This is a genomic window from Pyramidobacter porci, assembly GCF_009695745.1.
In the GTDB taxonomy this organism is placed as follows: Bacteria; Synergistota; Synergistia; order Synergistales; family Dethiosulfovibrionaceae; genus Pyramidobacter; species Pyramidobacter porci.
On the sequence record NZ_VUNH01000003.1, the window covers coordinates 59,329 to 83,873 of the forward strand.

21 protein-coding genes are annotated in these 24,545 nt (G+C 61.7%); 17 read left to right on the forward strand and 4 right to left on the reverse strand.

Annotated features, from left to right (window positions below; genetic code table 11):
* Nucleotides 1–154: 154 nt before the first annotated feature.
* The 3 genes from FYJ74_RS03485 to FYJ74_RS03495 are packed head-to-tail and all read right to left on the reverse strand — an operon-like array spanning nucleotide 155 to nucleotide 2,821.
* A complete protein-coding gene (locus tag FYJ74_RS03485; RefSeq protein ID WP_195838783.1) occupies nucleotides 155–1,525 on the reverse strand; it encodes an MATE family efflux transporter in 1,371 nt (456 codons plus the stop codon).
* Between the two features lie 22 nt (nucleotides 1,526–1,547).
* On the reverse strand, nucleotides 1,548–1,967 hold the full coding sequence (gene nikR / locus FYJ74_RS03490; protein ID WP_154528220.1) for a nickel-responsive transcriptional regulator NikR: 420 nt from the start codon (nucleotides 1,965–1,967) through the stop codon (nucleotides 1,548–1,550).
* Nucleotides 1,943–2,821: a papain-like cysteine protease family protein gene (locus tag FYJ74_RS03495; protein ID WP_154528221.1), complete on the reverse strand. Its 879-nt coding sequence runs from the start codon at nucleotides 2,819–2,821 to the stop codon at nucleotides 1,943–1,945. Before FYJ74_RS03495 ends, nikR begins: the two co-directional genes overlap by 25 nt.
* 182 nt (nucleotides 2,822–3,003) lie before the next feature.
* Between FYJ74_RS03495 and fumC the strand changes: the two genes are divergently transcribed.
* The 17 genes from fumC to FYJ74_RS03580 all read left to right on the forward strand — a co-directional run bounded on the left by fumC (nucleotide 3,004) and on the right by FYJ74_RS03580 (nucleotide 22,734).
* Nucleotides 3,004–4,419: a class II fumarate hydratase gene (gene fumC, locus FYJ74_RS03500; RefSeq protein WP_154528222.1), complete on the forward strand. Its 1,416-nt coding sequence runs from the start codon at nucleotides 3,004–3,006 to the stop codon at nucleotides 4,417–4,419.
* A 7-nt stretch (nucleotides 4,420–4,426) separates the two neighbouring features.
* Nucleotides 4,427–5,257: a M55 family metallopeptidase gene (locus FYJ74_RS03505; protein ID WP_154528223.1), complete on the forward strand. Its 831-nt coding sequence runs from the start codon at nucleotides 4,427–4,429 to the stop codon at nucleotides 5,255–5,257.
* Nucleotides 5,258–5,375: 118 nt separating this feature from the next.
* Entirely contained in the window at nucleotides 5,376–6,860 is a 1,485-nt protein-coding gene (locus FYJ74_RS03510) for an NAD(P)/FAD-dependent oxidoreductase (protein ID WP_154528224.1), read from the forward strand.
* Nucleotides 6,857–8,098: an NAD(P)/FAD-dependent oxidoreductase gene (locus FYJ74_RS03515; protein WP_154528225.1), complete on the forward strand. Its 1,242-nt coding sequence runs from the start codon at nucleotides 6,857–6,859 to the stop codon at nucleotides 8,096–8,098. The genes FYJ74_RS03510 and FYJ74_RS03515 overlap by 4 nt, the downstream gene beginning before the upstream one ends.
* Nucleotides 8,095–8,475, forward strand: coding sequence for a DUF1667 domain-containing protein (locus FYJ74_RS03520; protein ID WP_320633388.1), 381 nt, complete (start codon nucleotides 8,095–8,097; stop codon nucleotides 8,473–8,475). The genes FYJ74_RS03515 and FYJ74_RS03520 overlap by 4 nt, the downstream gene beginning before the upstream one ends.
* 673 nt (nucleotides 8,476–9,148) lie before the next feature.
* The gene (locus FYJ74_RS11600) at nucleotides 9,149–9,382 is read left to right on the forward strand and encodes a FeoA family protein (protein WP_195838784.1); all 234 of its coding nucleotides are present in this window, start codon (nucleotides 9,149–9,151) and stop codon (nucleotides 9,380–9,382) included.
* 90 nt (nucleotides 9,383–9,472) lie between these two features.
* Nucleotides 9,473–9,706: a FeoA family protein gene (locus FYJ74_RS03530; RefSeq protein WP_154528228.1), complete on the forward strand. Its 234-nt coding sequence runs from the start codon at nucleotides 9,473–9,475 to the stop codon at nucleotides 9,704–9,706.
* The gene (gene feoB, locus FYJ74_RS03535; RefSeq protein ID WP_154528229.1) at nucleotides 9,706–12,210 is read left to right on the forward strand and encodes a ferrous iron transport protein B; all 2,505 of its coding nucleotides are present in this window, start codon (nucleotides 9,706–9,708) and stop codon (nucleotides 12,208–12,210) included. Before FYJ74_RS03530 ends, feoB begins: the two co-directional genes overlap by 1 nt.
* Nucleotides 12,211–12,300: 90 nt before the next feature.
* On the forward strand, nucleotides 12,301–12,621 hold the full coding sequence (locus FYJ74_RS03540; protein WP_154528230.1) for a hypothetical protein: 321 nt from the start codon (nucleotides 12,301–12,303) through the stop codon (nucleotides 12,619–12,621).
* Nucleotides 12,622–12,683: 62 nt separating this feature from the next.
* Nucleotides 12,684–13,478 carry a DUF4198 domain-containing protein gene (locus FYJ74_RS03545; RefSeq protein ID WP_326830859.1) on the forward strand — a complete coding sequence of 265 codons (795 nt, stop codon included), beginning with the start codon at nucleotides 12,684–12,686 and terminating at the stop codon, nucleotides 13,476–13,478.
* Between the two features lie 42 nt (nucleotides 13,479–13,520).
* Nucleotides 13,521–13,670, forward strand: coding sequence for a FeoB-associated Cys-rich membrane protein (locus FYJ74_RS03550; RefSeq protein ID WP_009164567.1), 150 nt, complete (start codon nucleotides 13,521–13,523; stop codon nucleotides 13,668–13,670).
* Between the two features lie 69 nt (nucleotides 13,671–13,739).
* Nucleotides 13,740–14,555, forward strand: coding sequence for a DUF4198 domain-containing protein (locus FYJ74_RS03555; RefSeq protein WP_154528231.1), 816 nt, complete (start codon nucleotides 13,740–13,742; stop codon nucleotides 14,553–14,555).
* Nucleotides 14,556–14,983: 428 nt separating this feature from the next.
* Nucleotides 14,984–17,746, forward strand: a complete 2,763-nt coding sequence (gene ileS / locus FYJ74_RS03560; protein WP_154528232.1) for an isoleucine--tRNA ligase — start codon at nucleotides 14,984–14,986, stop codon at nucleotides 17,744–17,746.
* 117 nt (nucleotides 17,747–17,863) lie between these two features.
* Nucleotides 17,864–18,820, forward strand: a complete 957-nt coding sequence (locus FYJ74_RS03565; RefSeq protein ID WP_154528233.1) for an RluA family pseudouridine synthase — start codon at nucleotides 17,864–17,866, stop codon at nucleotides 18,818–18,820.
* Nucleotides 18,821–18,975: 155 nt separating this feature from the next.
* Nucleotides 18,976–19,947 carry a TAXI family TRAP transporter solute-binding subunit gene (locus FYJ74_RS03570; RefSeq protein WP_154528234.1) on the forward strand — a complete coding sequence of 324 codons (972 nt, stop codon included), beginning with the start codon at nucleotides 18,976–18,978 and terminating at the stop codon, nucleotides 19,945–19,947.
* Between the two features lie 96 nt (nucleotides 19,948–20,043).
* Nucleotides 20,044–21,993 (forward strand): TRAP transporter permease, encoded by a 1,950-nt coding sequence (locus FYJ74_RS03575; RefSeq protein WP_154528235.1) that lies wholly within the window; start codon nucleotides 20,044–20,046, stop codon nucleotides 21,991–21,993.
* A 99-nt stretch (nucleotides 21,994–22,092) separates the two neighbouring features.
* A complete protein-coding gene (locus tag FYJ74_RS03580) occupies nucleotides 22,093–22,734 on the forward strand; it encodes a histidine phosphatase family protein (protein WP_154528236.1) in 642 nt (213 codons plus the stop codon).
* A gap of 155 nt (nucleotides 22,735–22,889) precedes the next feature.
* On the opposite strand, the gene FYJ74_RS03585 is transcribed toward FYJ74_RS03580, so the two are convergent.
* Nucleotides 22,890–24,539, reverse strand: a complete 1,650-nt coding sequence (locus FYJ74_RS03585) for an NFACT RNA binding domain-containing protein (RefSeq protein ID WP_154528237.1) — start codon at nucleotides 24,537–24,539, stop codon at nucleotides 22,890–22,892.
* Nucleotides 24,540–24,545: the final 6 nt, after the last annotated feature.

The window sequence follows — 24,545 nt, forward strand, 5'->3', positions numbered from 1 at the left end:
AAATCATGTATGAACAGTGTTTTTTTCGAAAAATCCCTTCCGACAGTTCTGAAAAAAAGTGACGCTGACAAACGGTCGGAAGGGGGAAGAAAGCTGCGTTATCGTGAACGACGCGGTTTTATCGGCGTTTTTGACAGCGGCGAAAAGCGATATTTCATGGATTTGGAGTGTGCGCGGCGGAGGCTTTTATCCCGACGCCGCAGTTTTTCGTTCGATGCAGGTTCCGCGCTTCGCGGCGCAGCAGCAGCGCGGCGGCGAGACCGCCGACAAGGTCGATGGCTGGGAAGGTGATCCAGACGCCGTCGACGCCGAGGAATCTCGGCAGGATGACGATCAGCGCGATGCCGACGAGCTGGCGGATCAGGTTGAAACAGAAAGACGCCCGCGCCCGCCCGAGCGCCTCGAGCGTATAGCCGATGATGATCGCGGCACCGCTGAAGGGAAGGGCGGCGTAGCCGATGCGCATGCAGCGGGCCGTGAGGGCAATCAGCTCGGGATTGTCGTCGGTGAAGAGGGAGGCCAGTTTCTCGGCCCAGAGCATCGCCGCCGCTTCGGACAAAATATAGTAGCCGATCGAGAGCAGCAGGGCGATCTTCACGGTCTCGCGCAGGCGCGCGAAGTTGCGCGCGCCGTAATTGTAGCCGATGATCGGCATGGCGCCTTCGCCGATGCCGGTGACGGGCATGAAAAGCAGGCTGTCGAGGCCGAAGAAGATGCCCATGGCGGATATGGCCATCTCGCCGCCGTATTTGCCCAGCAGCAGGTTGAAGGCCGTCAGCATAACCGAGAAGAAAACGTTGATCAGGAAGGGGGACAGCCCCACGGCGCACATTTCCGCTATCACGGCGTGGCGGGGACGGAAACGGTCGAGCGTCAGCCGCAGCGCGCCGCAGCGCCGCGCGTAGAAGGCCAGCAACCAGAGGAGGGCGAAGAGCTGGGCTCCCGCCGTCCCCCATGCGGCGCCGGCCACGCCCATGCCGAGCCCGGCGATGAACCACCAATCCAGGACGACGTTGAGCAGCGAGCCGAGCACCATCGACCACATGACGTGGCGCGGATGCCCTTCGGCTCGCATGGCGGCGGCCAGAACCATGCCGAAAAACTGGAAGGGAATGGCGGGGCCGGTGATCTTCAGATAAGTTTCCGTCAGCGGCATGATGCGCTCCGTCGCACCGCACAGGCGCACGACTTCGGGCAGCCATATCAGCAGCGGCGGCACCGTCAGCGCCAGAAAAAAAGCGGTGGCCGTGAGGCCGTTGCCGAAAGCGATTTCGGCCCGCTCCAGATCCTGCGCGCCGAGATTGCGCGAAATCTGCGACGCCGTGCCCACGCCGATCAGGGCGCTGAAGGCGACGACCAGCAGGATGATGGGAAAGACGACGGAAATAGCCGCCAGCCCTTCGGCGCCGACGTAATGGCCGATGAAGACGCGGTCGACGATGTTGTAAAGGGCGTTGGCCAACACCCCGACCGTAGCCGGCAGGGCGAAGCGGAGGATCAGGCGGGGAATGGGCGCGCTGCCCATCGGGTTGAGGGCGTTTTGCATCTCAGACGAGGACGGCGATCACCGGAGTGACGGAGCTGACGGCTTTGAGCGCGCGCAGCGAAGCGATAAATCTCTTTACGCTTTCCACGTCGCCGCGGACGATGACGGTCTCGAGGCAGTGATCGTGATCGGCGTGGACATGGGTGGTGCACACGATGATGTCGCCGAAATCGTGCTGAAGAGCGGTGAGGCGCGCCGTCACGTCGTTGCTGTGGTGATTGTAGGTGAGCGTGATCGTGCCGTAGACTTGCCCCGACCCTTTCTGCCAGGTGTCGCGGCTGACGTACTCGCGGATCAGCTGGCGCAGTGCCTCCGAGCGGTTGGGGAGGCCGGCGCTTTCGAGGCGCTTGTCGAAACTCTGCAGAAGATTTTCCGGCACGGCGACGCCGAAACGAATCAGCGGTTCTTTTTCACGGTACATGGCCAAAGGCCTCCTTCCTTTCGGGGCGGACAGGCGACGACCCAGGGCTGGGTGCACTCGTCCCGTTCCATGACGAAAATATCGTACCAGGTGCTGTAAAACTTGTCGATGTGTTCCACCACGTAGCCGTCCTGGCAATGGTCGGCCGTGTCGTGCGGGTCGGCGAGGATCAGCACGCCGTGGGCGGGATTGCCCGTGCCCATGTCGTCGTAGCCGATGATGACCCGCCAATGCGCGCCCCAGTCGATGTTCTCGACCATAATCGGAGCGCCTTCGCGCAGCGTTCGGCGGCAAAAACGCGCGAAGCTGTCCAGCGTCGGGAAGCTTTTGGCCTCGGCGCAACGCCACGGATTATAGGGCGCGGCGTCTTGCGGCGCTTTGGCGGCGAAGGGCAGGTTTGACTGCACGTCCCAGCCGATCGCCTCGAAGAAATGAACCAGATCTTTGACCGGGATCGGGCGGCGCGACTCCGTGGGCAAGCCGTGAAAGGCCGCCATCTTGTCGGCGATTTCCAGCTCCCGCCAGTCGTAATAACCGAAGTGATACATGACCATCAGCGCTACGGCCGAGGCGCAGCTGTAATCGCGCGTCTGCTGGTAGGTGCGAAAACAGGGCAGGATCGTGCGCGAGCCTTGGCTGTACATGTGGTAAAAATCCAGCTCCGGAAAATAAGGCGAGTTGGGGCAGTCGGCCGCCTTGAAAAAGGCCGACGCGTCCGATTCGAGGTTGTAGCCTTCGGGCACATGAATGATCGGATCGGCGTTCCACCGCGTCGCGACAATGGCCGCCTCGTGCCTGGTCAGTTCCCACAGCGGCGGGAGCGGCAGTTTCTCTTTTTCTGCATATGTTGCCATCGACGCATTCCTCCTCTGGCAAATAAGAGCGTACGGCATAATTTCTTATTTTAACGCAAAGAACGCCGTTCGTGGCGGATGATTTGAGCGGAAAACAAAAATCGTTCTGCGCCGGCGCGGCCGTTTCGTGGTACACTTTGCGCAGAGAATCTTTTCTTAAGATGGAAAGGAGCGAATTATCCATGGATTACCGTATCGAAAAAGACAGCATGGGCGAGATCGCCGTTCCCGCCGAGCGCCACTGGGGCGCGCAGACGCAGCGCAGTTACGAGAACTTCCGCATCGGCACGGAGACGATGCCGCGCGAGATCATCGAAGCCTTTTTGATCCTCAAGAAAGCCGCCGCCGCGGCCAACGGCCGCCTTGGCGCGCTCGACGCCGAAACCGCGGAGGCGATCATGCGCGCGGCCGACGAACTGCTGGCCGGCGACTGCTGGGAAGAATTTCCCCTCAAGGTCTGGCAGACGGGCAGTGGCACCCAGAGCAACATGAACGTCAACGAGGTGATTGCCCGTCTCGCTTCCGAGCGTCTGGGGCGGAAGATCCATCCCAACGACCACGTCAACCGTAGCCAAAGCAGCAACGACACGTTCCCCACGGCGCTGCACGTCGCCGCCGTGCTGGCCGTGGAAAAAGGCGTGCTCCCCGCGCTGGAAAAGATGCGCGAGTGTTTGCAGGCCAAGTCGGAACGGTACATGGATCTGGTCAAGATCGGGCGCACGCACCTGCAGGACGCCACGCCGCTGACGCTGGGACAGGAGATCGGCGGCTGGGCGCGCATGCTCGAACGTTGCCAGGCCATGATCATGACGGCCGCGGAGTTCATGAAGGAGCTGGCCCTCGGCGGCACGGCCGTGGGCACGGGGCTGAACGCGCCCGAACAGTTCGGCAGATTCGCGGCGCAGGCGATCGGCGACATCACCGGCGTGGATTTCCGTTCCGCGCCCAACAAGTTCCACTCGCTCACCAGCCGCGACGAGATCGTATCGCTGCACGGCGCGCTCAAGGCGCTGGCCGCCGACCTGATGAAGATCGCCAACGACGTGCGCTGGCTCGCCTCCGGCCCGCGCTGCGGCCTCGGCGAGCTGAAGATCCCCGCGAACGAACCGGGCAGTTCGATCATGCCCGGCAAGGTCAACCCCACCCAGTGCGAGGCCGTGACCATGGTGGCCGTGCAGGTGATGGGCAACGACGCGGCCGTCGGCTTCGCGGCGTCGCAGGGCAACTTCGAGCTGAACGTGTTTTTGCCCGTGATTGCCTACAATTTTTTGCAGAGCTGCCGCCTGCTCGGCGACGCGATGAACTCCTTCACCGACCGTTGCCTGGCCGGACTGGAGGCCAACGAGGCGCGCATCGCCGAGAACCTGAGCCGCAGCCTGATGCTGGTCACGGCGCTGGCGCCGAAGATCGGCTACGACAAGGCCGCCGAGATCGCCAAAAAGGCGAACGGCGAAGGCACGACGCTGCGCGAAGCGGCGCTGGCGCTGGGGTACCTGTCGGCCAAGGAATTCGACGCTGCCGTCCGCCCCGAGCTGATGGTCGGGCGCCCCGTGGGGGCTGTGAAGCCGCCCGCCGCAAAATCGGCGGAAAAGGAGTAGCCGCCCGATGAGAATTTTTATCAGCGCCGACATGGAAGGCGCTACGGGCGTCACGTCCATCGCGCAGTGCGACAGCCGCCGCCCGGAATACGCCTTCGGCTGCAAGATGCAGCAGCGCGACGTGCTCGCGGCGGTGCGCGGCGCCCTGGACGGCGGCGCCGACGAGGTGATCGTCAACGACGCTCACAGTCACATGACCAATCTGGACATCGGCGAGTGGCCGAAGGGGGCGCGGCTGACCAGCGGTTCGCCCAAAACGCTGGGGATGATGGAAGGCTTCGACGAGTGCGACGGCATCTTCTTCCTCTGTTACCACGCCATGGCCGGCACGCAGTGCGCGGTGCTGGATCACACCATCGATCCGAACGTGGTTTACAGCGTGAAACTGAACGGCCTTGAAGTGGGCGAGATCGGCATCAACGCCGCGGCCGCTGCCGGCAAAAAAATCCCCGTGGCGTTGGTGACCGGCGACGACGCCGCCTGCCGCGAAGCCCGCGCCCTGTGGGGCGACACAGTCGTCACCGCCGCGGTGAAAAAGGCTCGCGGGCGCTTGGCCGCGACCTGCCTGGGGCCGGAAGAGACCTACAAGGTCATTTACGACGCGGCCATCAAGGCGGCGCAGCTGGTGCGCGGCAAAAAAGCGTCTGTGATGGATTTCGCTCCGTCCTGGACCGCCGAGATCGCTTTTCTCAAGACCGCTCAATGCGATGTCGCCGCAACGCTGCCGTTCGTCGAACGCCTCGACGGCCGCCGAGTCCGCTTCGGCGGCTCCGACCCCGTGGGAATGCGCTGTTGCGTCAGCGCCGTGCTCGATCTGGCGGGGACCGCGCCGTTCTAACGCTGAAAGTATGGGCCGATTCCGTCTGCGGCGACGGGATCGGCTTTTATTCGTCGCGGCGCCTTGTGTTCGGATTTTTGATGAGGAAATAGCGCGACAATCTTTGGGGGGATGGCAATTGAAGACGGACTATGACGTAGTCGTCGTCGGAGGCGGCGTGGTGGGGTGCGCCGTGGCGCGGGGACTGGCGCAGTATCGCATCGACGCCTGTCTCGTCGAACGCGAGCTTGACGTATCGCTCGGCACGAGCTGCCGCAACAGCGGCGTGCTCCACTCGGGCATCAACTACAAGCCGGGCACGCTCCGCGCCGAACTGGCCGTGCGCGGCAACGCCATGATGGATGATTTGTGCCGCGACTTGAAGGTGAAGATCCGGCGCATTGGCAAGCTGACAGTCGCCCTTGACAGAGACGATTTGCCCGGCATCGAACGCCTTCACGCTCAGGGGCAGGCCAACGGCGTGCCAGGGCTGGAAATTATCGGTCCGGCGCGCATGCGTCAGATCCAGCCCGACGTGCGGGGGATCGCGGCGCTGTGGTCGCCGACCAGCGCGATCATCTCGCCTTACGGACTGACGATCGCCCTCGCCGAAAGCGCCAAGGCCAATGGCGTCGACATCCGACTCGATTGGCCGGTGGCGAACGTGAACGTGCTGCCGCAGGGGCGCGGCTTTGAAGTGAGAAACGATCGTGGCGACATGCTCACCTGCCGAGTGCTGGTGAACGCGGCGGGACTTTTCGCGGCGAAAATCTGCGAGATGGCGGGCGTCGGAGATTATCGCATTTATCCCTGCCGCGGCGAGTACTATGTGCTCGACAAGCGCCTCGACGGTTCGCTGCGCACGCTGATCTATCCCACGCCGAACCCGAAGGACCCCGGCCTGGGCATTCACCTGACGCCGACGGTGGACGGCAATATCCTTATCGGGCCGAGCGCCGACTATCAGGATTCGCCCCGCGGGACCGGCAACAGAGCGCCGGTCATGGCGTCGCTGCGCGACGAAGGGCTCAAACTGCTGCCTGACATCCGCGTGTCCGACTACATTCGCACGTTCGCCGGCCTGCGCGCCAAACGGACGCCGCCGGAAGTCGGCGGCAACGCCGATTTCGTGATCGAGGACCGCCCTGACGTGAAAGGCTTCATCAACGTGCTCGGCATCGAGAGCCCGGGGCTGACCAGTTCTCCAGCGATCGCGGAGATGGTACTCGGTTTTGTGGGAAATCATCTGGAACTGCGGCGTAACCCGGATTTCAACGGCGTACGTCCTGGCAGCGCTCTGTCGTTCAGCGAGCGCAGTCCCGAGGAACGCGCCGACATGATCGCTGCGGATCCGGACTACGGCGAAATGATCTGCCGCTGCGAGGCCGTCAGCAAACGCGAAGTGCTGGACGCGCTCGACAATCCGCTGGGCGCGCGGGCCTTCGTCAGCCTCAAGTACCGTTCCCGCGTCTCCATGGGGCGATGCCAGGGCGGGTTCTGTCTTCCCCGCATCGTTCGCCTGCTGCGCGAGGAATTCGATTGGGAGTGGGCGGACTTTGTTGATCACAGCGTCGCGTCCAACATGTTTGCAGGCTGTGCGGTCGACGGGGGTGAAGGCCGATGATCGGGGAAAGACGCTGCGGCGTCGCCGTGATCGGCGGCGGTCCCGCCGGTCTGGCGGCGGCCATCTCGGCCTGCGAGGCCGGCTGCCGGAACGTGGTGCTGGTCGAGCGCGATCGACTTTTGGGCGGCATTCTCAACCAGTGTATCCATGACGGTTTCGGCCTGCATCGTTTCGGCGAGGCCATGACCGGTCCCGAGTACGCCCAGCGCGACATCGACCGCTTCGGCGAGTTGGGGCTCGAGGCCATGACCGGGTCGATGGTATTGGAACTTTCGAAGGAGCGCGAGCTGCTCGTCAGCCGTCGCGGCGAGATGGTCCGTCTCAGAGCGGACGCCGTCGTGCTGGCCATGGGGTGCCGCGAGCGCCCGCGCGGCGCTCTGTCGATCCCCGGCACGCGTCCGTCGGGCATTTACACGGCCGGGGCCGCGCAGAATCTTGTCAATCTCGAAAACATGATGCCCGGCAAAAAGATCTGCATCCTCGGCTCCGGCGACATCGGCCTGATCATGGCACGCCGCATGACCTTGGAGGGCGCCGGCGTCGAGGCGGTTTTCGAGCTGCTGCCCTACTCAAGCGGCCTGCCGCGCAACATTCAGCAATGTCTGAACGATTACGGCATTCCCCTTTATCTGAGCACCACCGTGACCGATATCGTCGGCGACGACCGCCTCGAAGCCGTGCAGGTGTCGCGGGTGGACGAAAGACGCCGCCCCATCCCCGGCACGGAGAGGATTTTCGAGTGCGATACGCTATTGCTGTCCGTCGGGTTGATCCCCGAAAACGAACTGACGCGCATGGCCGGTATCGAAATGAATCCTGCGACCGGCGGCGCGGCGGTGGATGACAACTTCATGACCAGCGTCCCCGGCATTTTCTCGTGCGGTAACGTGCTACACGTGCACGATCTGGTGGATTGGGTCTCTCTGGAGGCGGCCGAAGCGGGCGCCCGCGCGGCGGCTTATGCTCTCGGACAAGTCCCTCGCAGAGAGAGCATCGTCGTTCGTCCCGGCGCCGGCGTGCGTTACACTACGCCTTCGCGGCTCAGCGGCGAAAAAAACGTGTCCATTGCGTTCCGTCTCGTCTCTCCCGGTCGTGACCGCTGTCTCGTCGTGAGCGCCGATGGCCGTGAGATCCTGCGCGAAAAACGGGTGCGCCTTCATCCGGCCGTGATGGAACATCTCAGAGTCAAGGCCGCTGATCTGAAGGGCTGCTGCAGTTTGGAGGTGTCGGTGCAGTGAGCGAACGCCGCGAATATACTTGTATCGTCTGTCCCAATGGCTGTCCGTTGCAAGCGGAGACGAGCGGCGGCGAAAAAGTGAAGCTTGTTTCGGTGACGGGCAATCTGTGTCCGCGCGGTGCCAGATGGGCGAAGCAGGAAGTGGAGGACCCGCGCCGTACCATTGCCACGAACGTGCTGGTCGAGGGCGGCGCGCTGCCCGTGGCGAGCGTGCGCACGCTTGATGCCGTCCCGTTGAAGGACCTCGTGGCCGTGCGCGAAAGCCTGAAAGGAATCGTACTCCATGCGCCGGTCCGGGCGGGCGACATCGTGGCCGATCATCCGGCCGGCGTCCCCTGCCGCGTCGCCGTTACGCGCCATGTGCCTCGCAAGGGCTGATTTTTCGCAATGAAATAGAATCTATGAAGTAAGGGGCTCGCGAAAATTCCGAATGGATTTCGCGAGCCCCTTTGTATTCGGGACGGTTGATACTGACTCGTGATAAAAAACATTGACATGGCTCGCTGTACGGATTTCGCTTGAGACGCTCTCGCTGTCCAGCGTTTCAATCAAGAAAAAGTACAAGATTTTTGGAAGCCGAGGCGGTAGATTGATCATTGAACAGAGCGCAAGAAATTCCATTCTTATTGACAGGAAAGAAATCAGTTGTTAGAATCTCGGTAAGTTGTGTATAACTAACTCATGTCGGATTCCTGATGCTCCCGGGAAGCGGCAGATGCTTTGTGCCGAATTCACCTGATCATCAACGGCGCGGTCAAGCAAGCGATTGACGCAGAACGAAAAAATTCATCGAACGTAAGCTCGTTGCGCGGAACGGGATCGTGCTTCCGTGACACTGATGCGTCTGTCTTCAGCAGAAAAATTCATTGGCTCTGAAGCATTACATCGCGAGAAGGCAGAAAAAAGACAAAGAACAAGAGATCTGCCGTTGATAAGTTCCATTAAGAATTCAGTAAGAATACGAATGCGCGCATTCGGAGTCCCATCGCAGGATCCCGGGCGGGAAGGTCTCACCGAAAAACGAATGCCGCGCAGTCTCAGGAGGTATCTCATGTTCCCTCTCTCCTCGGCGCCGCTGAACGTCGACCTGAAAATCGTAAATCCCGGCGGCGGCGCAAGAATGTCCAAACGCCTCGAAAGCCTGGGATTGAGCGAAGGCAGCATCCTCACCCTCTTGCAGGAACGGGACGGCGACGTCATCGTCCGGCCGGCGGGAGGCGCGAGCTGCCTGGCGCTGGACCAAAACGTCGCCGCGCGCCTGATGGTGACCGTGAACGATTCGTAAATTCTTTCGCGCTCCCGGCGCAAAGATGAACCGCGTGCGCGGTGGAAATTCCGAACGCACGCTTTTACTGTTTCGAGAGAGGTGCAGACGATGAACGAAACGACGTTGGCAGACCTGGCTCCGGGAGAATCGGGGCAAATCGTGGAAATCGAGGGGAGAGGGATCCTCGCCCAGAGGCTGGTCGACATGGGCCTGTATCCCGGCGTCGCGGCCAAGGTCGTCCGCCGCGCGCCGCTCGGCGACCCGATCGAGGTGGACGCGGAAGGAACGTTCGTCAATCTGCGCCATGAAGAAGCGCGTTTCGTGAAAGTGAAAAAACTCTGATGTCAAAGAAGACCATAGCCCTCGCGGGACAGCCCAATTGCGGAAAGTCCACCGTCTTCAACAGCCTGACGGGAGCGAAACAGTTCGTGGCCAACTATCCCGGCGTCACCGTCGACAAAATGATGGGCTGGTATAAACGGAACGGCGAAGACGTGGAAGTCATCGACCTTCCCGGCACGTACAGCCTGACATCCTACTCTCCCGAAGAGCGCGTCACGCGCGACGTGCTCCTCTGCGAGCCGCTTTCCGCGGTCGTGAACGTCATAGACGCCGCCAACCTGAAGCGCAGCCTGTACCTGACGCTCCAGCTTCTGGAGATGGAGATCCCCCTCATTCTTGACCTGAACATGATGGACGTGGCCGAAAAACTGGGCGTATCCATCGACGTTCCGGGACTTTCCAGGGAACTCGGCGCGCCGGTCGTGACGACGGCCATCACCCAGGGACGCGGCCGCGAAGATCTGCTGCAGGCCATCGCCGACATGTCGCAGTCCGGCGTTCGCGCCAGCCTCGCCGTTTGCGAGCTCTATCCCGACCTGAAAGACGCCCTGGACGAGCTGGAAGTCCTGCTGAACCGCGAAGAGAACCTGAAAGGCGCCTTCCCCATTTCGTGGCTCGCCGTCAAACTGATGGAAGGTGATCCCGCCGTCGCCGCGCTGCTGCGCGGCAAAGGGAAAGAGAGCGCGTCCGTCCTTGCGCGGGCGGAAGAATGGCGCGCGCGATTCGAGCGGGAGAAGGGCGTTGGCGCGGACATCTACGTTTCGGGCCAGCGCAGCCGCCGTGCGGCGGCCATCGCCAAACGTTTCGCGGTCAAAAAGGAGTCCGCGAAAGCGCCGCTTTCCGAGCGCATCGACCGGGCCGTCTGCAACAAATTTTTCGGCCCCGTCTTCCTGCTTTTCGTCATTTACGGATTCTATTACCTTTCCTTTATCCAGGGCTACAATCTCACCCACTACACATGGCCCATCCTCGCCGGCATCCGCAGCTTTGCGGAGCGTATCCTTCCCCAGCCCGGGCTCATAGATATGCCCATCGTGCGGGAATTCGTACTCTGGATTGTGGACAATCTGAACGCGCTCTTCAACTACATCCCGATCTTCTTCATTCTCTTTGCGCTCATCGCCGTGCTGGAGGACAGCGGCTACATGCCGCGCATCGCCTTCGTGCTTGACCGCATCCTCAGCCGCTTCGGGCTGCACGGCCAGTCCACGCTGCCGATGATCCTCGGCGGCGTGGTCCTGGGAGGATGCGCCGTTCCGGCGGTCATGGCCACCAAGGGAATTCCCGACGAGAAGTCGAAACTGGCGACGATCCTGACGCTTCCCATGCTCAACTGTCAGGCGAAACTGCCGTTGTACTTCCTGCTCATCGGCATCTACTTCAACGAAACGGTGCGCCTGCCCTTGCTGGGGAACGTCAACCAGCAGAGCATCGTCATCGTCTTCATCCAGACGATCAGCCTGCTCTTCGTGCTGCCCATCGCCAAGATCCTTTCCATGACAGTGCTGAAGCACAAGGAAACGGCGCCTTTCATCATGGAGATGCCGCCCTACCACATCCCGACGCTCCGCGGCGTTCTGGGGCGCGCGGCCGAGCGGATCTGGCTGTACATCCGCAAAATCACCACCGTCGTCGCCGCGGTCGCCGTCATCCTCTTCGTCCTGCTGCGCTTCCCCGGCCTGTCTCCGGAACGCGAAGCCCATTACGAGGCGGAAAAAGACCGCGCCGTCCAGAGCTTCCTCGACAAAGCGAAGGGCAAGAAGCTGGGAACGGGGCTCAAGAGCGAGAAAGACGTCCTCGATCTGATCCTCTACCAGCAGGGCTACCGGGAATTACTCAAGTCCGGGGCTTCCGCCGAGAAGAAAAAAGCCTACGGTCTCGAAAATCCCGACTTTTTCGAGATCATCCAGAACAGGAAGGATCCCGAAGCGAAGGCGCTCGAAAAGGAGCTCAAAAAGCTGATCGTTTTCCGAACAAACGCGCTGACGGCCATCCGCAAAGAGCGCATCGACAACAGCCTGCTCGGCAAAACCGGCCGCGCTCTGGAACCCCTCTCGCGGTACGCCGGTTTCAACTGGCGCGTCAACGTCGCCGTGCTCAGCACTTTGGCCGCCAAGGAGAACAGCGTCTCCACCCTCGGGGCCCTTTACATCAGGGAAACGGGCGACGGCGAATCGAAGAACGCCGACACGCTGGAACAGCGCATGAAACGACAGGAGGAAGACCTCACGCCTTTGCACGCGATGGCGCTGATGCTCTTCATGGTGCTCTGTCCGCCCTGTCTGCCCACAATCATGGCGATCCGCGTGCAGACCGGCTCCACCAAATGGATGCTCTTCGCCTTTTTCGTGCCGCTCGTCCTCGGGCTGCTGGCCGCCGTGCTGGTTTTTTCCGGCGGTTCCGCTCTCGGCCTGACCGGATTTGAGGCGATGTGGATTTTCTACCTGATCCCGCTGGCTTTAACGATCCTGCTGGGGCTGATCAAAACCAAGAAAACTTATTGACCCGCCCCCCAATGAATCGCAACCGTTTACGCTTCGGCAGACGGCGGTCTTCGGACCGTTGACCTGACATACAATTACGGAGGTTTTAGGATGAACAGAAAGTTGTGGACTGGCGTGATCACGGCCGTCTTCGTCGCGGCGCTTGCCGGCGCCGCCCTGGCCCACACCCCGCTCTTTTCGTGCTGGGACAACGGCGACGGCACGCTCTCGTGCGAGGGCGGCTTTTCCGACGGCTCCTCGGCCGCGAACATCCCCATCCGCGTGACCGACGAGAAGAACGAGGTCGTTTTCGAGGGCAAGCTGGACGAGAGCGGCGAGCTGACGTTCGACAAGCCGCAGGGCGTCTTCTCCGTCACGTTCGACGGAGGTCCCGGGCACACGCTCACCGTCAAAAGCGGCGACATCAAGTAAGGCGGCCTGATTGAATCAGGCCGGGATACTGAATTTCAAAAAAGAAAAGGAGGGTATCGTACGTGAAAAAAGCGGTCCTGTTGTCGATATGCGCGCTGTTTGCCGCGGCTCTTCCCGCAGCGGCGCACTTTCAGATGCTCTATACCCCCGAGATGATTCTGGACAAAGGCGGCGAGATCTCTCTGAAGTTGGTCTTCACCCACCCCTTTGAGGCGGGGCATACGATGGACATGGAGACCCCGCAGGAGTTCTTCGTCGTGAACAAGCAAAAGAAGACCGATCTGCTCAAGACGCTGAAGCCCATCACGTGGACGAGCCTGGAGAACAAGGGCAGGGCCTTCGAGACTTCTTTCAGGCTGAAGGGGATGGGCGATTACGTCTTCTGCCTGGTTCCAGCTCCTTATTTCGAGAAGAGCGAGGATATCTATATCCAACAAATCACCAAAACGATCGTGAACAACGGCAGTCTTCCCACGGAATGGGATGCCGACATGGGCCTCAAGGCGGAGATCGTACCCTTGGACAAACCTTATGCGCTCTGGGCCGGAGGGGTGTTCCGCGGCGTCGTGAAGAGCGCAGGAAAGCCGGTTCCCTTCGCCGAGATCGAGGTGGAGTACATGAACCATCGCCCCGACCTGAAGAAAAACGCCTTCGAAAGGAAGGGCGCGATCTCCGCTCCGCACGATGCCTTCGTGACTCTGACGATCAAGGCCGACGCCAACGGCACGTTCGTTTTCGCCATGCCCAGGGAGGGCTGGTGGGGATTTGCCGCTCTGGGCGTCGGCCCCGATACGGAATTCAAGGGCAAGGAGCTCTCGCAGGATGCGGTAATCTGGGTTCAGGCTGCCAAGATGTAGTTCGTTGAGGAGGTTTACGGTAGAGAGAGGAGGTTTCAGGCTATGGGCGCACAGGAACTGATCGTTGTCCTGATCGCGCTTGCCGCCGGAGGATACCTGCTTCGCGGATGGATCGTTTCCGCACGACAGGGACGCTGCGGCGGGTGCGGATGTGGGTGTGGGGGCAGAAAATGCCCTCCGGACGAGGAATAATCGAGGGAACTTCGTTCCTCTCGCAGGAATCGACATTCGATGCATATACGCACAAGGAGGAGAATTTTCATGCGCAAAATTTTTTCCGTTCTGCTCGCAGGGGCGTTTTTTGCGGCTTCTTTCGGCGTTTCCGCCGAGGCTCACGAGTTCTGGGTGAACGCCGAGTATAAGGACGGCCTTCTCAAAGCCGATTTGGGCTACGGACACGAGTATCCCGACCCCGAACCCATTGCCGCGGACCGTACGCATCTCTTCGAGCCCCTGAAGCTCATTACCGCCGAAGGCGCGACGGAGATGGCCCAGACCGGTGCCGACAACTTCCACTACGAGGCGGCGGCCGACCTGAAGAAAGGCGACTACCTGGTGATCGGCAACTACAAGCCCACCTTCTGGGCCAAGGGAGCGGAAGGATGGAAACAGGCGGACAAGGCCAAGTACAAGGAACTGACGAAGGCCGACGCGACTTATGCCGAGGAAGCGGCGATGTACGCCAAGCTCGTCCTGAATCTTGACGGCGCCGAGGGGATGGACGTCATCGCCAAGCCGGTGGGGCAGCGCCTGGAGATGGTGCCGCAGGTGAATCCGGCGACGGTGAAGCCGGGACAGTTCTTCCCCGTTCAGGTCCTCGTCGACGGCAAACCGGCCAAGACGGCGGAAGTGAAAGCCGTTTACGCAGGTTTTGCCGGCGACGCGAAGGACGGCGATCCCGCCAACGAGTACAAGGCGTTCTATGGGCGTACCGACCTGAAAGGCATTATCAACATCATTCCCTCGAAAGCCGGCTATTGGAACGCCTCCGTGGAAGTGAAAGTGCCTTATGCCGACAAGGCCGTCGCCGACGAGTCCGTCCTGGTATCCCGTCTGACGTTCATGATCGCGGAGTGATTCCGGTTTCACGAGAACGACAAATTTTTGATCTTGCCGCAAACGAGCGGCCCCGCCATTTTTCTTTCAAGGCGGGGCCGCTTTTCAATCACCGATGGTTTGGGAAGCGTTCGATGAGTCGCGATTTCCGACGCGAAAACAATTGACGAAGCAGAGCGGGACTGCTAAAATCACATTCAACACTACTTATTATGGAGGTGGAGAAGATGTATGCGGCTGAGTGTCAGTACAAAGGCGTCATTATTATTATAGCGGCGGCCGATGCATCGTGTTCTCTTCCTCTGGCGACGCTATAATTTGTCGTGGAGCAATACAGGGAGGACGGGGCGCGGCTCTTTCCTCCCTGTTTTTTTGCGGTGTGTTCTGAAACAGGTTCATGAATTCCGCCTATGATGCGGAGCACAATTTAAATCAAGAGGTGAGGCATCATGTCGGTTGATTACAAGTCAACGCTTCAACTGCCGGTGACCGAGTTTCCCATGCGCGCCGGCTTGGCGAAGAAAGAACCGGAAACGGTCAGATTCTGGGAACAGAACGAGATTTACAAAAAAATGCTGGAGAGCAACAAGGACCGCCGCTCCTTCATGTTCCACGACGGCCCGCCCTACGCCAACGGCGCGATCCACATCGGACACGCGCTCAACAAGTCGCTGAAGGACTTCATCGTCAAGTACAAGTCGATGCGCGGCTACTACGTGCCTTACGTGCCGGGCTGGGACACGCACGGCTTGCCCATCGAACTGAAAGTGCTCAAGGACGAGCACCTGAACAAGGACACGACGCCGGCGCTCGAACTCCGCTCCAAGTGTCACAATTATGCGCTCAAATGGGTGGACGTGCAGCGCGAGGGCATGAAGCGTCTGGGCTGCTTCTCGCTCTGGGACGAGCCGTATCTGACGCTGAATCCGGAATTCGAAGCCCGCGAGCTGGAGACGTTGGCCACGATCGTGGAAAAAGGTTTCGTCTACCGCGGCACCAAACCCGTGTACTGGTGTATCGACTGCCAGACCGCCGAAGCCGCGGCCGAGATCGAGTACGCCGACGTCACGTCGCCCTCGGTGTTCGTCGCCTATCAGATGGACGATGACGCGGCGGAACGATTCCCCGCGCTGAAAGGCCGCGACGTGAACGTCGTGGTCTGGACGACGACGCCTTGGACGCTGCCCGCCAGTCGCGCCGTGACGCTGAACGCCAATTTCGACTACTCGTTTTTCGAGGTGGGCGACAAAGTTTACCTGATCGCCGACGGCATGGCCGATTCGGTATCGCGCGACACCGGGCTCGATTTCTCCAGACGCCTGCTGACCGTCGCGGGCAAAGACCTGGAGTTGCTCGCCGCCAATCATCCCATGTATCCCTGCAAAACGCCGCTCGTGCTGGCTCCGTACGTCACGCTCGACGCCGGCACCGGCTGCGTTCACACGGCGCCCGCCTACGGCGTCGAGGACTTCGAGACGGGGCAGCGCTATCACATCGAAAATTACAATCCCGTCGACGCCACGGGACATTACAAGCCCGACACGCCCGTCGTCGCCGGCCTGGATCTGGACAAGGGCGGCCGCAAGGCGCTGGAAGTGATCGAAGCCAACGGCCGTTTGCTCGGCCTGAAGAAGATCTCGCACTCTTATCCGCACTGCTGGCGCTGTCACAAGCCCGTCATTTTCCGCTCCACGCCGCAGTGGTTCATCGACGTCGCCGCGTTCAAGAAACGCGCGCTCGACGTGATCGACAACGAAGTGAAATGGATCCCCGGCTGGGGGCACGACCGCATCTACAACATGGTGTCCGAGCGCTCCGATTGGTGCATCAGCCGCCAGCGCGTGTGGGGCGTGCCGATCCCGGCGTTCGAGTGCGAGGACTGCCATGAGACGATCCTCGATGCCGCCCGTATCCGCCGCGTCGCGGAAAAAGTCGCCGAGGGCGGTTCCGACGTCTGGTGGGCGAGCACGTCCGAAGAGCTGCTCGGCGATCTGTCGGTCTGCCCTCGCTGCGGCGGTCATCATCTGAAGAAGGGCGAAGACATTCTCGACGTATGGTTCGATTCCGGCGCGAGCCACTTCTCCGTCATGGACGTGCCCAGCCGTCCCTATCTGAGCTGGCCGACCGACCTTTATCTCGAGGGGGCCGATCAGCACCGCGGCTGGTTCCAGACTTCGCTGCTCACTTCCGTGGCCGTGGCCGGAAAAGCGCCGTACCGGGCCGTCCTCACGCACGGGTTCATCGTCGACGAGCAGGGACGCAAGATGTCCAAATCGCTGCAGAACGGCGTCGCCCCCGAGAGGATCACGAATCGCGACGGAGCGGACATCCTGCGCCTGTGGGTGGCTTCCGCCGACTATCGCAGCGACGTGCACATCTCCGACGGGATCATCAAGAACCTGTCGGAGGAATATCGCCGCATCCGCAACACGGCCCGCTTCATGCTCGGCAATCTGAACGGCTTCGATCCGGTCAGGGATTCCGTGCCGTTCGACAAGATGCCCGAGTTCGACCGTTGGGCCATGTCGCTGCTGAACCGCGTTGTCGAGCGCGTGACCGAAGGTTTTGAGGCGTATGATTTCCATATGCCTATCACCGTTATCCATCAGTTCTGCGTGAACGAACTGAGCTCGTTCTATCTTGACGCCAGCAAGGATCGTCTTTACGCCGACGCGGCGGACGGCCTGAGCCGCCGCGCCTGCCAGACGGTGATGTGGAAGGCCGTCTGCGCGCTGGCGCGCATGCTCGCGCCCGTGATCAGCTTCACGGCCGAGGAGATCTGGCAGCAGCTGCGCACGATCGATCCTTCGCTGGCCGAGAGCGTCTTTCTGGGCGGCTGGCCGGAAGCGGAACCTGCCGAGACGGACGGCAAGCTTGTGGAAAAATGGGAGAAAGTCCAATTCCTGCGCGGTCTCGTCAGCAAGGCTCTGGAAGCCGAACGCGCCGCCGGCAAGATCGGCCAGGCGCTCGAAGCCCGCGTCGCCGTGGCCGCGCCCGAGTTCTACAAAAACGCCATGAGCGCCGAGGACTGGGCGATGGTGTGCATCACGTCGGGTTTCGAGTTCGGCGGGACGGTGGAAAGCGACGACGACATCCGCGTCGAAGTGTTTCCCGCCAAAGGCACGAAGTGCCCGCGCTGCTGGAAGTACGAAGAGACGTCTCACGTCGATGGGCTGTGCCGCCGCTGCGCGTGCGTCATCGAGCAGAAGTAGTCTGAAATAAATCAAAACGCCGAAAATGTTCCACGTGGAACATTTTCGGCGGACAGAGTACAATGAAGGGAGCGAAGATTCTTCGCTCCCTTTTATGATGGAGTGGTGATCGATCGAATGGAAAACGCGAATCGCGAAATTTACGAATTGACCGTTCCCGAAGAGGATTCCGGCACGCGGCTCGACCTTTTTCTCGCCGGCGAACTGTCGCTGTCGCGCAGCCGCGTCCGAAGCCTGATCGACGGAGGCGCCGTCAGTTCCGAACAGGTGAAAAAGATTCGGCCGGCCTTCAAAACTCAGCCTGGCCAGATTTACCGCGTGGAGATTCCCGAGCCCGCGCCGGCGGAGATCGCGGCGCAGGACGTGCCCTTCGGCGTCGTGTACGAAGACGCCGACGTGATCGTGGTGGACAAACCGGCGGGCGTGGTGGTGCATCCCGGCGCCGGGCGTCCCGACGGCACGCTGGTCAACGGCCTGATGTTCCGCTACCCGGAGATCGGCCGCATCGGCGATTCCGTGCGCCCCGGCATCGTTCACCGTCTCGACGTGGGCACGTCGGGACTGATGGTCGTGGCTCGCAGCGACGCGGCTTTTCGCGGACTGACGGAGGCGTTCCAGGCGCACGAAGTGCTCAAGGAATATCTGGGGCTGGGCGTCGGCACGCTGAAAGCGCCCGCGGGCACGGTGGACGCGCCGATCGGCCGCGATCCTCACAATCGCCTGAAGATGTGCGTGTCGTGGGACGGGCGCGAGGCCGTGACCGACTACAAAGTCCTCTGGACGCGGGCGCGTTACACTCTGATCAGGGTACGGCTGCACACGGGGCGCACGCACCAGATCCGCGTTCACATGCGCGCGCTCGGCTGCGCGCTCGACGGCGATACGCTCTACGGTCCCAAGGATCCGGCGCAGCACATCCTCAAAGACCGCGTCTTTCTGCATTCCTGGCGGCTGGGGTTCCGCCATCCCGTCGGCGGCGAGCGGCTCGAGTTCCGCGCGCCGCTGCCGCCGGAACTGATCGCGGCGCTGCGCGTGCCGCTGTCGCAGCCCGCAGACGCGGAGCGGAACGGCTGAAATATTCTATAAACACCGAAAATATTTTTTGTCGTAAAAAACGCGCGCGCTCTGCCGCGTCGATTGAAAAGTTTATTTTTATATAGTATAGTTAGCCTGCTCGTCATTCCGAGACTTCCCCTGGCGGGAGTCTTTCGATCACAAGGAGGAAAAAAATGAGAAGAAGCATATGGGCAGCATTGGCCGTCGGCGCGGCGTTGAGCGCAGGAGCTGCGGCTTCGTTCGCGGCCGACCGCAAGATCTCCGGCAGTTTTCTGATGGGAACGGGCAGCGCCACGGGAAATTACTATTCCTTCGGCAGCGTACTCGCGCAGGTCATCAACAGCCATACCGGCGCCAACATTACCGTCAGCTCCACGGGCGGCTCGGTTGAAAACGTGCGTCTTCTCAAAAAGGGCGAAAACGAGATGGCGCTGGTGCAGACCGACGTGAACAGCTACGCGCTGAACGGCGTGGAGCAGTTCGCCAGCGGCGCGGTGACGAATTTCTCGGCGGTGACGGCCTGCTATCCTGAAATGGTGCAGATCGTGGCGAGCAAATCCAGCGGCATCAAGAGCGTGGCGGACATGCGCGGCAAGCGCATCTGCGTGGGCGCGGTCGGTTCGGGATACGAGGTGGCGGCCCGCCAGATCCTCGGCATCTACGGCATGAACTACGACGACATCGACGAGCGCTTCCTGAGCCAGTCGGAGGGCAAAAACGCCCTCCAGGACGACCAGATCGACGCGTTCTTCATGTGCTCGGGCTATCCCAACGCCAACGTGACGGAGCTGTCACTGATGGGCAAGATCGAAGTGATCTCCATCGACGGCGAGCATTTGAAGCTGCTGCAGGAGAAGTACCCGTTCTACGCGCCGTTCACGACGCCCGACGATCAGTACAATCTCGGCCATCCCGTCACCTCGGTGGCGGTCATGTCGATGCTGGTGGTGCTGAACGAGATCGGCGACGACGACGTGTACGCGATGACGGCGGCGATCTACGATCATCTCGACGAGATCCGCGCGCTCAACAAAAAGGGTGAATACATGTCGCTCGAAGGCGCTTTCCGCGGTATCCCCGGCAACATCCATCCCGGCGCGGCGCGCTTCTACGAGGAGAAGGGGCTCAAGGTTCCCGGCAGGTAAACGGCGTTTGATTTCGTCGTGAGGCGATCCGGACGGTTCGACAGGCGCAGTGTTCGCTGCGGGCCGTCCGTTTTTTCTTGAAGGGAGAGGCGGCGCTTGAGCTTTTTGAGCCGAAAGAAACTGAACGAAGTTCCGAGGGACGTCGATCTGTCCGAATTGGAGCGCGATTCGCGCTATCGGATCTTTTCCGGCGGCATGAAAGTCTTTCTGACGGTCGTGCTGACGTGTTTCGCGCTGTTCCAGCTTTACGCTTCGCTGAGCGGACGGCTGCCGCAGCAGATTTTGCGCTACGGGCATCTGGGGTTCGCCATCAGCCTGGCCTTCATCATTTATCCGACGACGAAAAAGTCGAGCCGCCGCACAGTCAACATGCTGGACGTGATCTTTGCGCTGGCGTTCCTGACGGTGATCGGGTATTTTATCGGCAACTTCAAGGCGCTGCAGCTGCGCGCCGGCGAGTATACGGCACTGGACACGGTCATGGCGGGGCTGGGCGTTTTCCTGGTGCTGCTGGCCTGCTGGCGCGTGGTCGGCCCGCCGATCGTGATCATCGCCTCGTGCTTCATGATTTACGGTCTGATGGGCGCGCGCGGGCTGTTCGCGGTGCAGATGCCGGGTTTTCTGGCGCAGCGCGGCTATCAGCTGCCGCGGATCATCACGCATCTTTTCATCACCACGGAGGGCGTGATCGGCAACCCGATCGGCGTGTGCTCGACGTATATTTTCCTGTTCATCCTGTTCGGTTCCTGTCTCGAGAAGACGGGCATCGGACAATTCTTCATCGACCTCGCCAACGCGCTGGCCGGCTGGGCCGTCGGCGGCCCGGCCAAGGTGGCGGTGCTTTCGTCGGCGCTGCAGGGCACGGTTTCCGGCTCTTCGGTGGCGAATACCGTCTCGACGGGCTCCTTCACGATCCCGTTGATGAAGTCGCTGGGTTACGAGCCGGAATTCGCCGGCGCGGTCGAAGCGGCGGCTTCGACGGGCGGGCAGATCATGCCGCCGGTGATGGGTTCGGCGGCGTTCCTGATCGCCGAATCGGTGGGGATCCCTTATTCGCAGCTGATGCTGGTGGCGCTGATCCCGGCGCTGCTGTACTTCTCGGGCATCTGGATCATGGTGGACTTCGAGGCGCGCCGCAAGGGACTGAAAGGTCTGCCGCGCGAAAAGCTGCCGCCCGCCAAGCCGCTGCTGCTGCAAAAGGGGCATCTGGTGCTGCCGCTGGCCGCCATCATCTACTTCATGCTGTCGGGTTTCACGATCACGCGTTCGGCGCTGTGGGGCATCATGATCGCCGCGCTGGTGCCGTTTTTGAGAAAGAGCACCTGGGTCTCGCCGAAGCAGATTCTCGAAGCGCTGCCGCTGGCGGCGCGCAACATCGTCTCCGTCGCCACGGCCTGCTCGACGGCGGGCATCATCGTCGGCATGGTGACGCTGACGGGGCTGGGGCAGCGGATCGGCGGCGGCATGTTCCAGGTCGTGGGCGGCAACGTGTTCCTCGGGCTGATGTGCGCGATGATCACGTCGCTGGTGCTCGGCATGGGCGTTTCGACCACGTCGAACTACATCATCACTTCGACGGTGGCGGCTCCCATCCTCATCCATCTGGGCATCCCGCTGCTGGCGGCGCACATGTTCTGCTTCTACTTCGGCATCATCGCCGACATCACGCCGCCGGTGGCGCTGGCGGCCTATGCCGGTTCCGCCATCGCCAAGGGCAATCCGTTCAGGACGGGCGTCAACGCCTCGAAGCTGGCGATCGCGGCCTTCCTCGTGCCCTACATGTTCGCGCTCGACCCGAAGCTGATCATGATCGACGGCACGTTCCTCGAAGCGCTACCGATGATCCTGACGGCGCTGGTCGGCCTGTTCGGCATCGGCGGCGGGCTGATCGGCTACATCAACGCGCCGATCGAATCCTACTGGCGCCTGCTGATGATCGCGGGCGGCGTGGGACTGCTGATTCCGGGGATGACCAGCGACCTGATCGGCGCGGCGGTGATCCTGGCGGTTTACTTCTTCACTCGGCGCAAAAAATCGGGCGAATAAAAATCGGGCCGACGACGCGGAACGTCGCCGGCCTGTCTAAAAAAAAACGAACGCGGTTCGCGCGGCGTTTGGCGAAAAAACGGAAAGGACCGAACTGAAATGAGACTTTTTATGGTGCGCCACGGCGAGACGAAGTGGAACCGCGAGGGGCGCTTTCAGGGGCAGATGGATATCCCGCTGAACGAGACGGGATTGGCGCAGGCCGACCGCGCCGCGGAGCGCTTCCGCGGCTTTCCGCTGGAGGCGGTATTCGTCTCGCCGCTGTCGCGCGCCCGCGTCACCGGGGAAAAGATCTTCGCCGCGGCGCGGTGCGAAAAACTCGTGACCGATCCGGGGTTCATGGAGATCAATCACGGCGAGTGGGAAGGGTTGACGTTCGAAGAGGTGTCGGCTCGGTACGGGGCGCTGCTGGAGCGCTGGCGCGCGAACCCCGACGGCGTGAAGATGCCCGGCCCCGGCGGCGAATCGCTGGAAGACGTGCAGCGGCGCGCCGTCGCCGCGCTGGAGCGCACGGCGCTGAACTGCCGCGGCGACACGCTGCTGGCGACGCACGACGCCGTGCTCAAGACGCTGATCTGTCATTTCCTCGGCGTGCCGCTGTCTTATTGCTGGCGGCTGAAGATCCCCAACTGCAGCGTTTCCTACGTCGAGTTTTTGGACGGGACGCCGCAGGTCGGGCTGCTGGGCGACGTCAGCCACCTCGGCAGCGGTTTCGACAGCTTCGTCTCGAAGAGCCTGTAAGGGCGTTTGCGGCGAAAAATTTGCGGCGGGAATGCGGCCGCGTTCGAAAAGAGCGAAAACAAAAAAGCTCGGCGATCTTTGGATCGCCGAGCTTTTTACGTCGTTGCGCTTTTCTTCCGCGGCTTTGCGCCCCGGCGTCTTTTGTTTGAGCGCGGTCAGCGGCGTTCGAGAATCTCTTTCCAATCGTCGGGGCCGACGAGGACGGTTCCGGGGCGCTTGTAGGTGACGTTGGCGGGGCCGCCGCCCTGAATGTGCCGGACCTGCTTCTTTTCGGCGTAATCGACGACTGCGCTGCGTCCGGCGCACTCGCTGTAACACAGAGCCAGCGACGCGGCGGCGCGCACGGCGCGCTCCCGTTCCGCCGCGTCGGCGGGGGGATTCTTGAGGATCACGTGCGAGCCGGGGAACTCGTGCACGTGGAACCAGAGGTCGTTGGGGCCCGCCTCCTGAAACGTGACGTAACGGTTGCCGCGCTCGTTCATGCCCGCCAGGATGAGGCTGTTGCCGAACGTAAAGCGCAGATGGGGCGGCAGCGGCTTTTTCGCTTTGCGCGAGCGAGCGTCTTTTTCTTTTTTGCGGCCGTCGTCGTACTGCTGGGCGATCTGTTCGCACAGTTCCGCCAGTTTTTCCGCGCTGGCGACGCGCTTCAGATTCGCTTCCAGCGCGGCGAGGTCGTCCAGCTCCGCCTGCAGCGCGGCGACCTGTTCCCTGACGGCGGCAACGTCGGCGCGGAACTTCTGGTATTTTTTGAAATAGAGTTTGGCGTTGCCCTGCAGGTCGCGCGCGGGGTCCAGCTTTACGTCCAGCGTTTTTTCCCCGTCCGCGTCCCAGTAATTCAGCGTGACAAGATCCTGATGTTCTTTGACCTTGCCGAGGTTCTGCAGGATCGCTTCGCCGGCGGCGCGATAGGCGTCGCAGTTTTCGGCCTTTTGGATCTGGCTGAGCAGATCGGCGACGTGTTTGGCGCGCCGTCCGCGCTGGCGCTCGAGGATCTTCAGCGCTTGGGCGGCGAGTTTTTTCAGCGCGCGCCGCTCGATCTCGCCGGCGATGTAGGAACGGCAGAAGTCCAGCCCGCCGCCGTCGTAAACTTCGGCGCCCGGCAGCGCGGCGCCGAGGGCGGTCAGATATTTGCCGAAGCGCTGAAAGATTTTCGGCTCGCCGAACAGCGCCGCGCGGACCATTTCTTTGCAGCCGTTTTCCCAGAGCCGCGTCAGTTCGTTCGCCAGCGGCCGGCCGATGCCGCGCGGCGCTTTCAGGAACGCCGTCAGCTCGGCGTCGCTCATGCCGGGACGGGACAGCTCTCCCGGGACGGGCGGCGGAGGCGTGTACGGCGAGCCGGGGACGACGGAACGGTAGCGGTTCACCTCCGGGTACACGTGTTTGGCCGCTTCGAGGATGACGCCGTTCTCGTCGGTGAAAAGCGCGTTGCTCATGCGTCCCGTGAGTTCCAGCACCAGCGTCAGTTCCTTGCTGACGCCGCCGCCGACGAAGCGCTGGAATCCCATGAGCAGCACGCGGTCGCCGGGGACGCATTTCGCGTCCGTCATCGAGCCGCCGCCGAGGTGCCGCTGCAGCCCCATGACGAACGGGGTCTTCACGCTTTGGCTGCGCAGTTCGCGCAGTTCGTCGGAGCCGATCCGGCAGATGCCGAAAGTTTCCGGGTTCCACGTGAAAAAAATCGAGCCGGCGTTTTTGAAGGTCAAAGCGCACCAGTCGCTCCCCGCTTCGATGCGCTGCAGCTGGCAGCCGACGCAGCGTCGGAGCTCAGGCGCCAGCGCGCCGACAAGTTCCGGTCCGTAATTCATGACAGA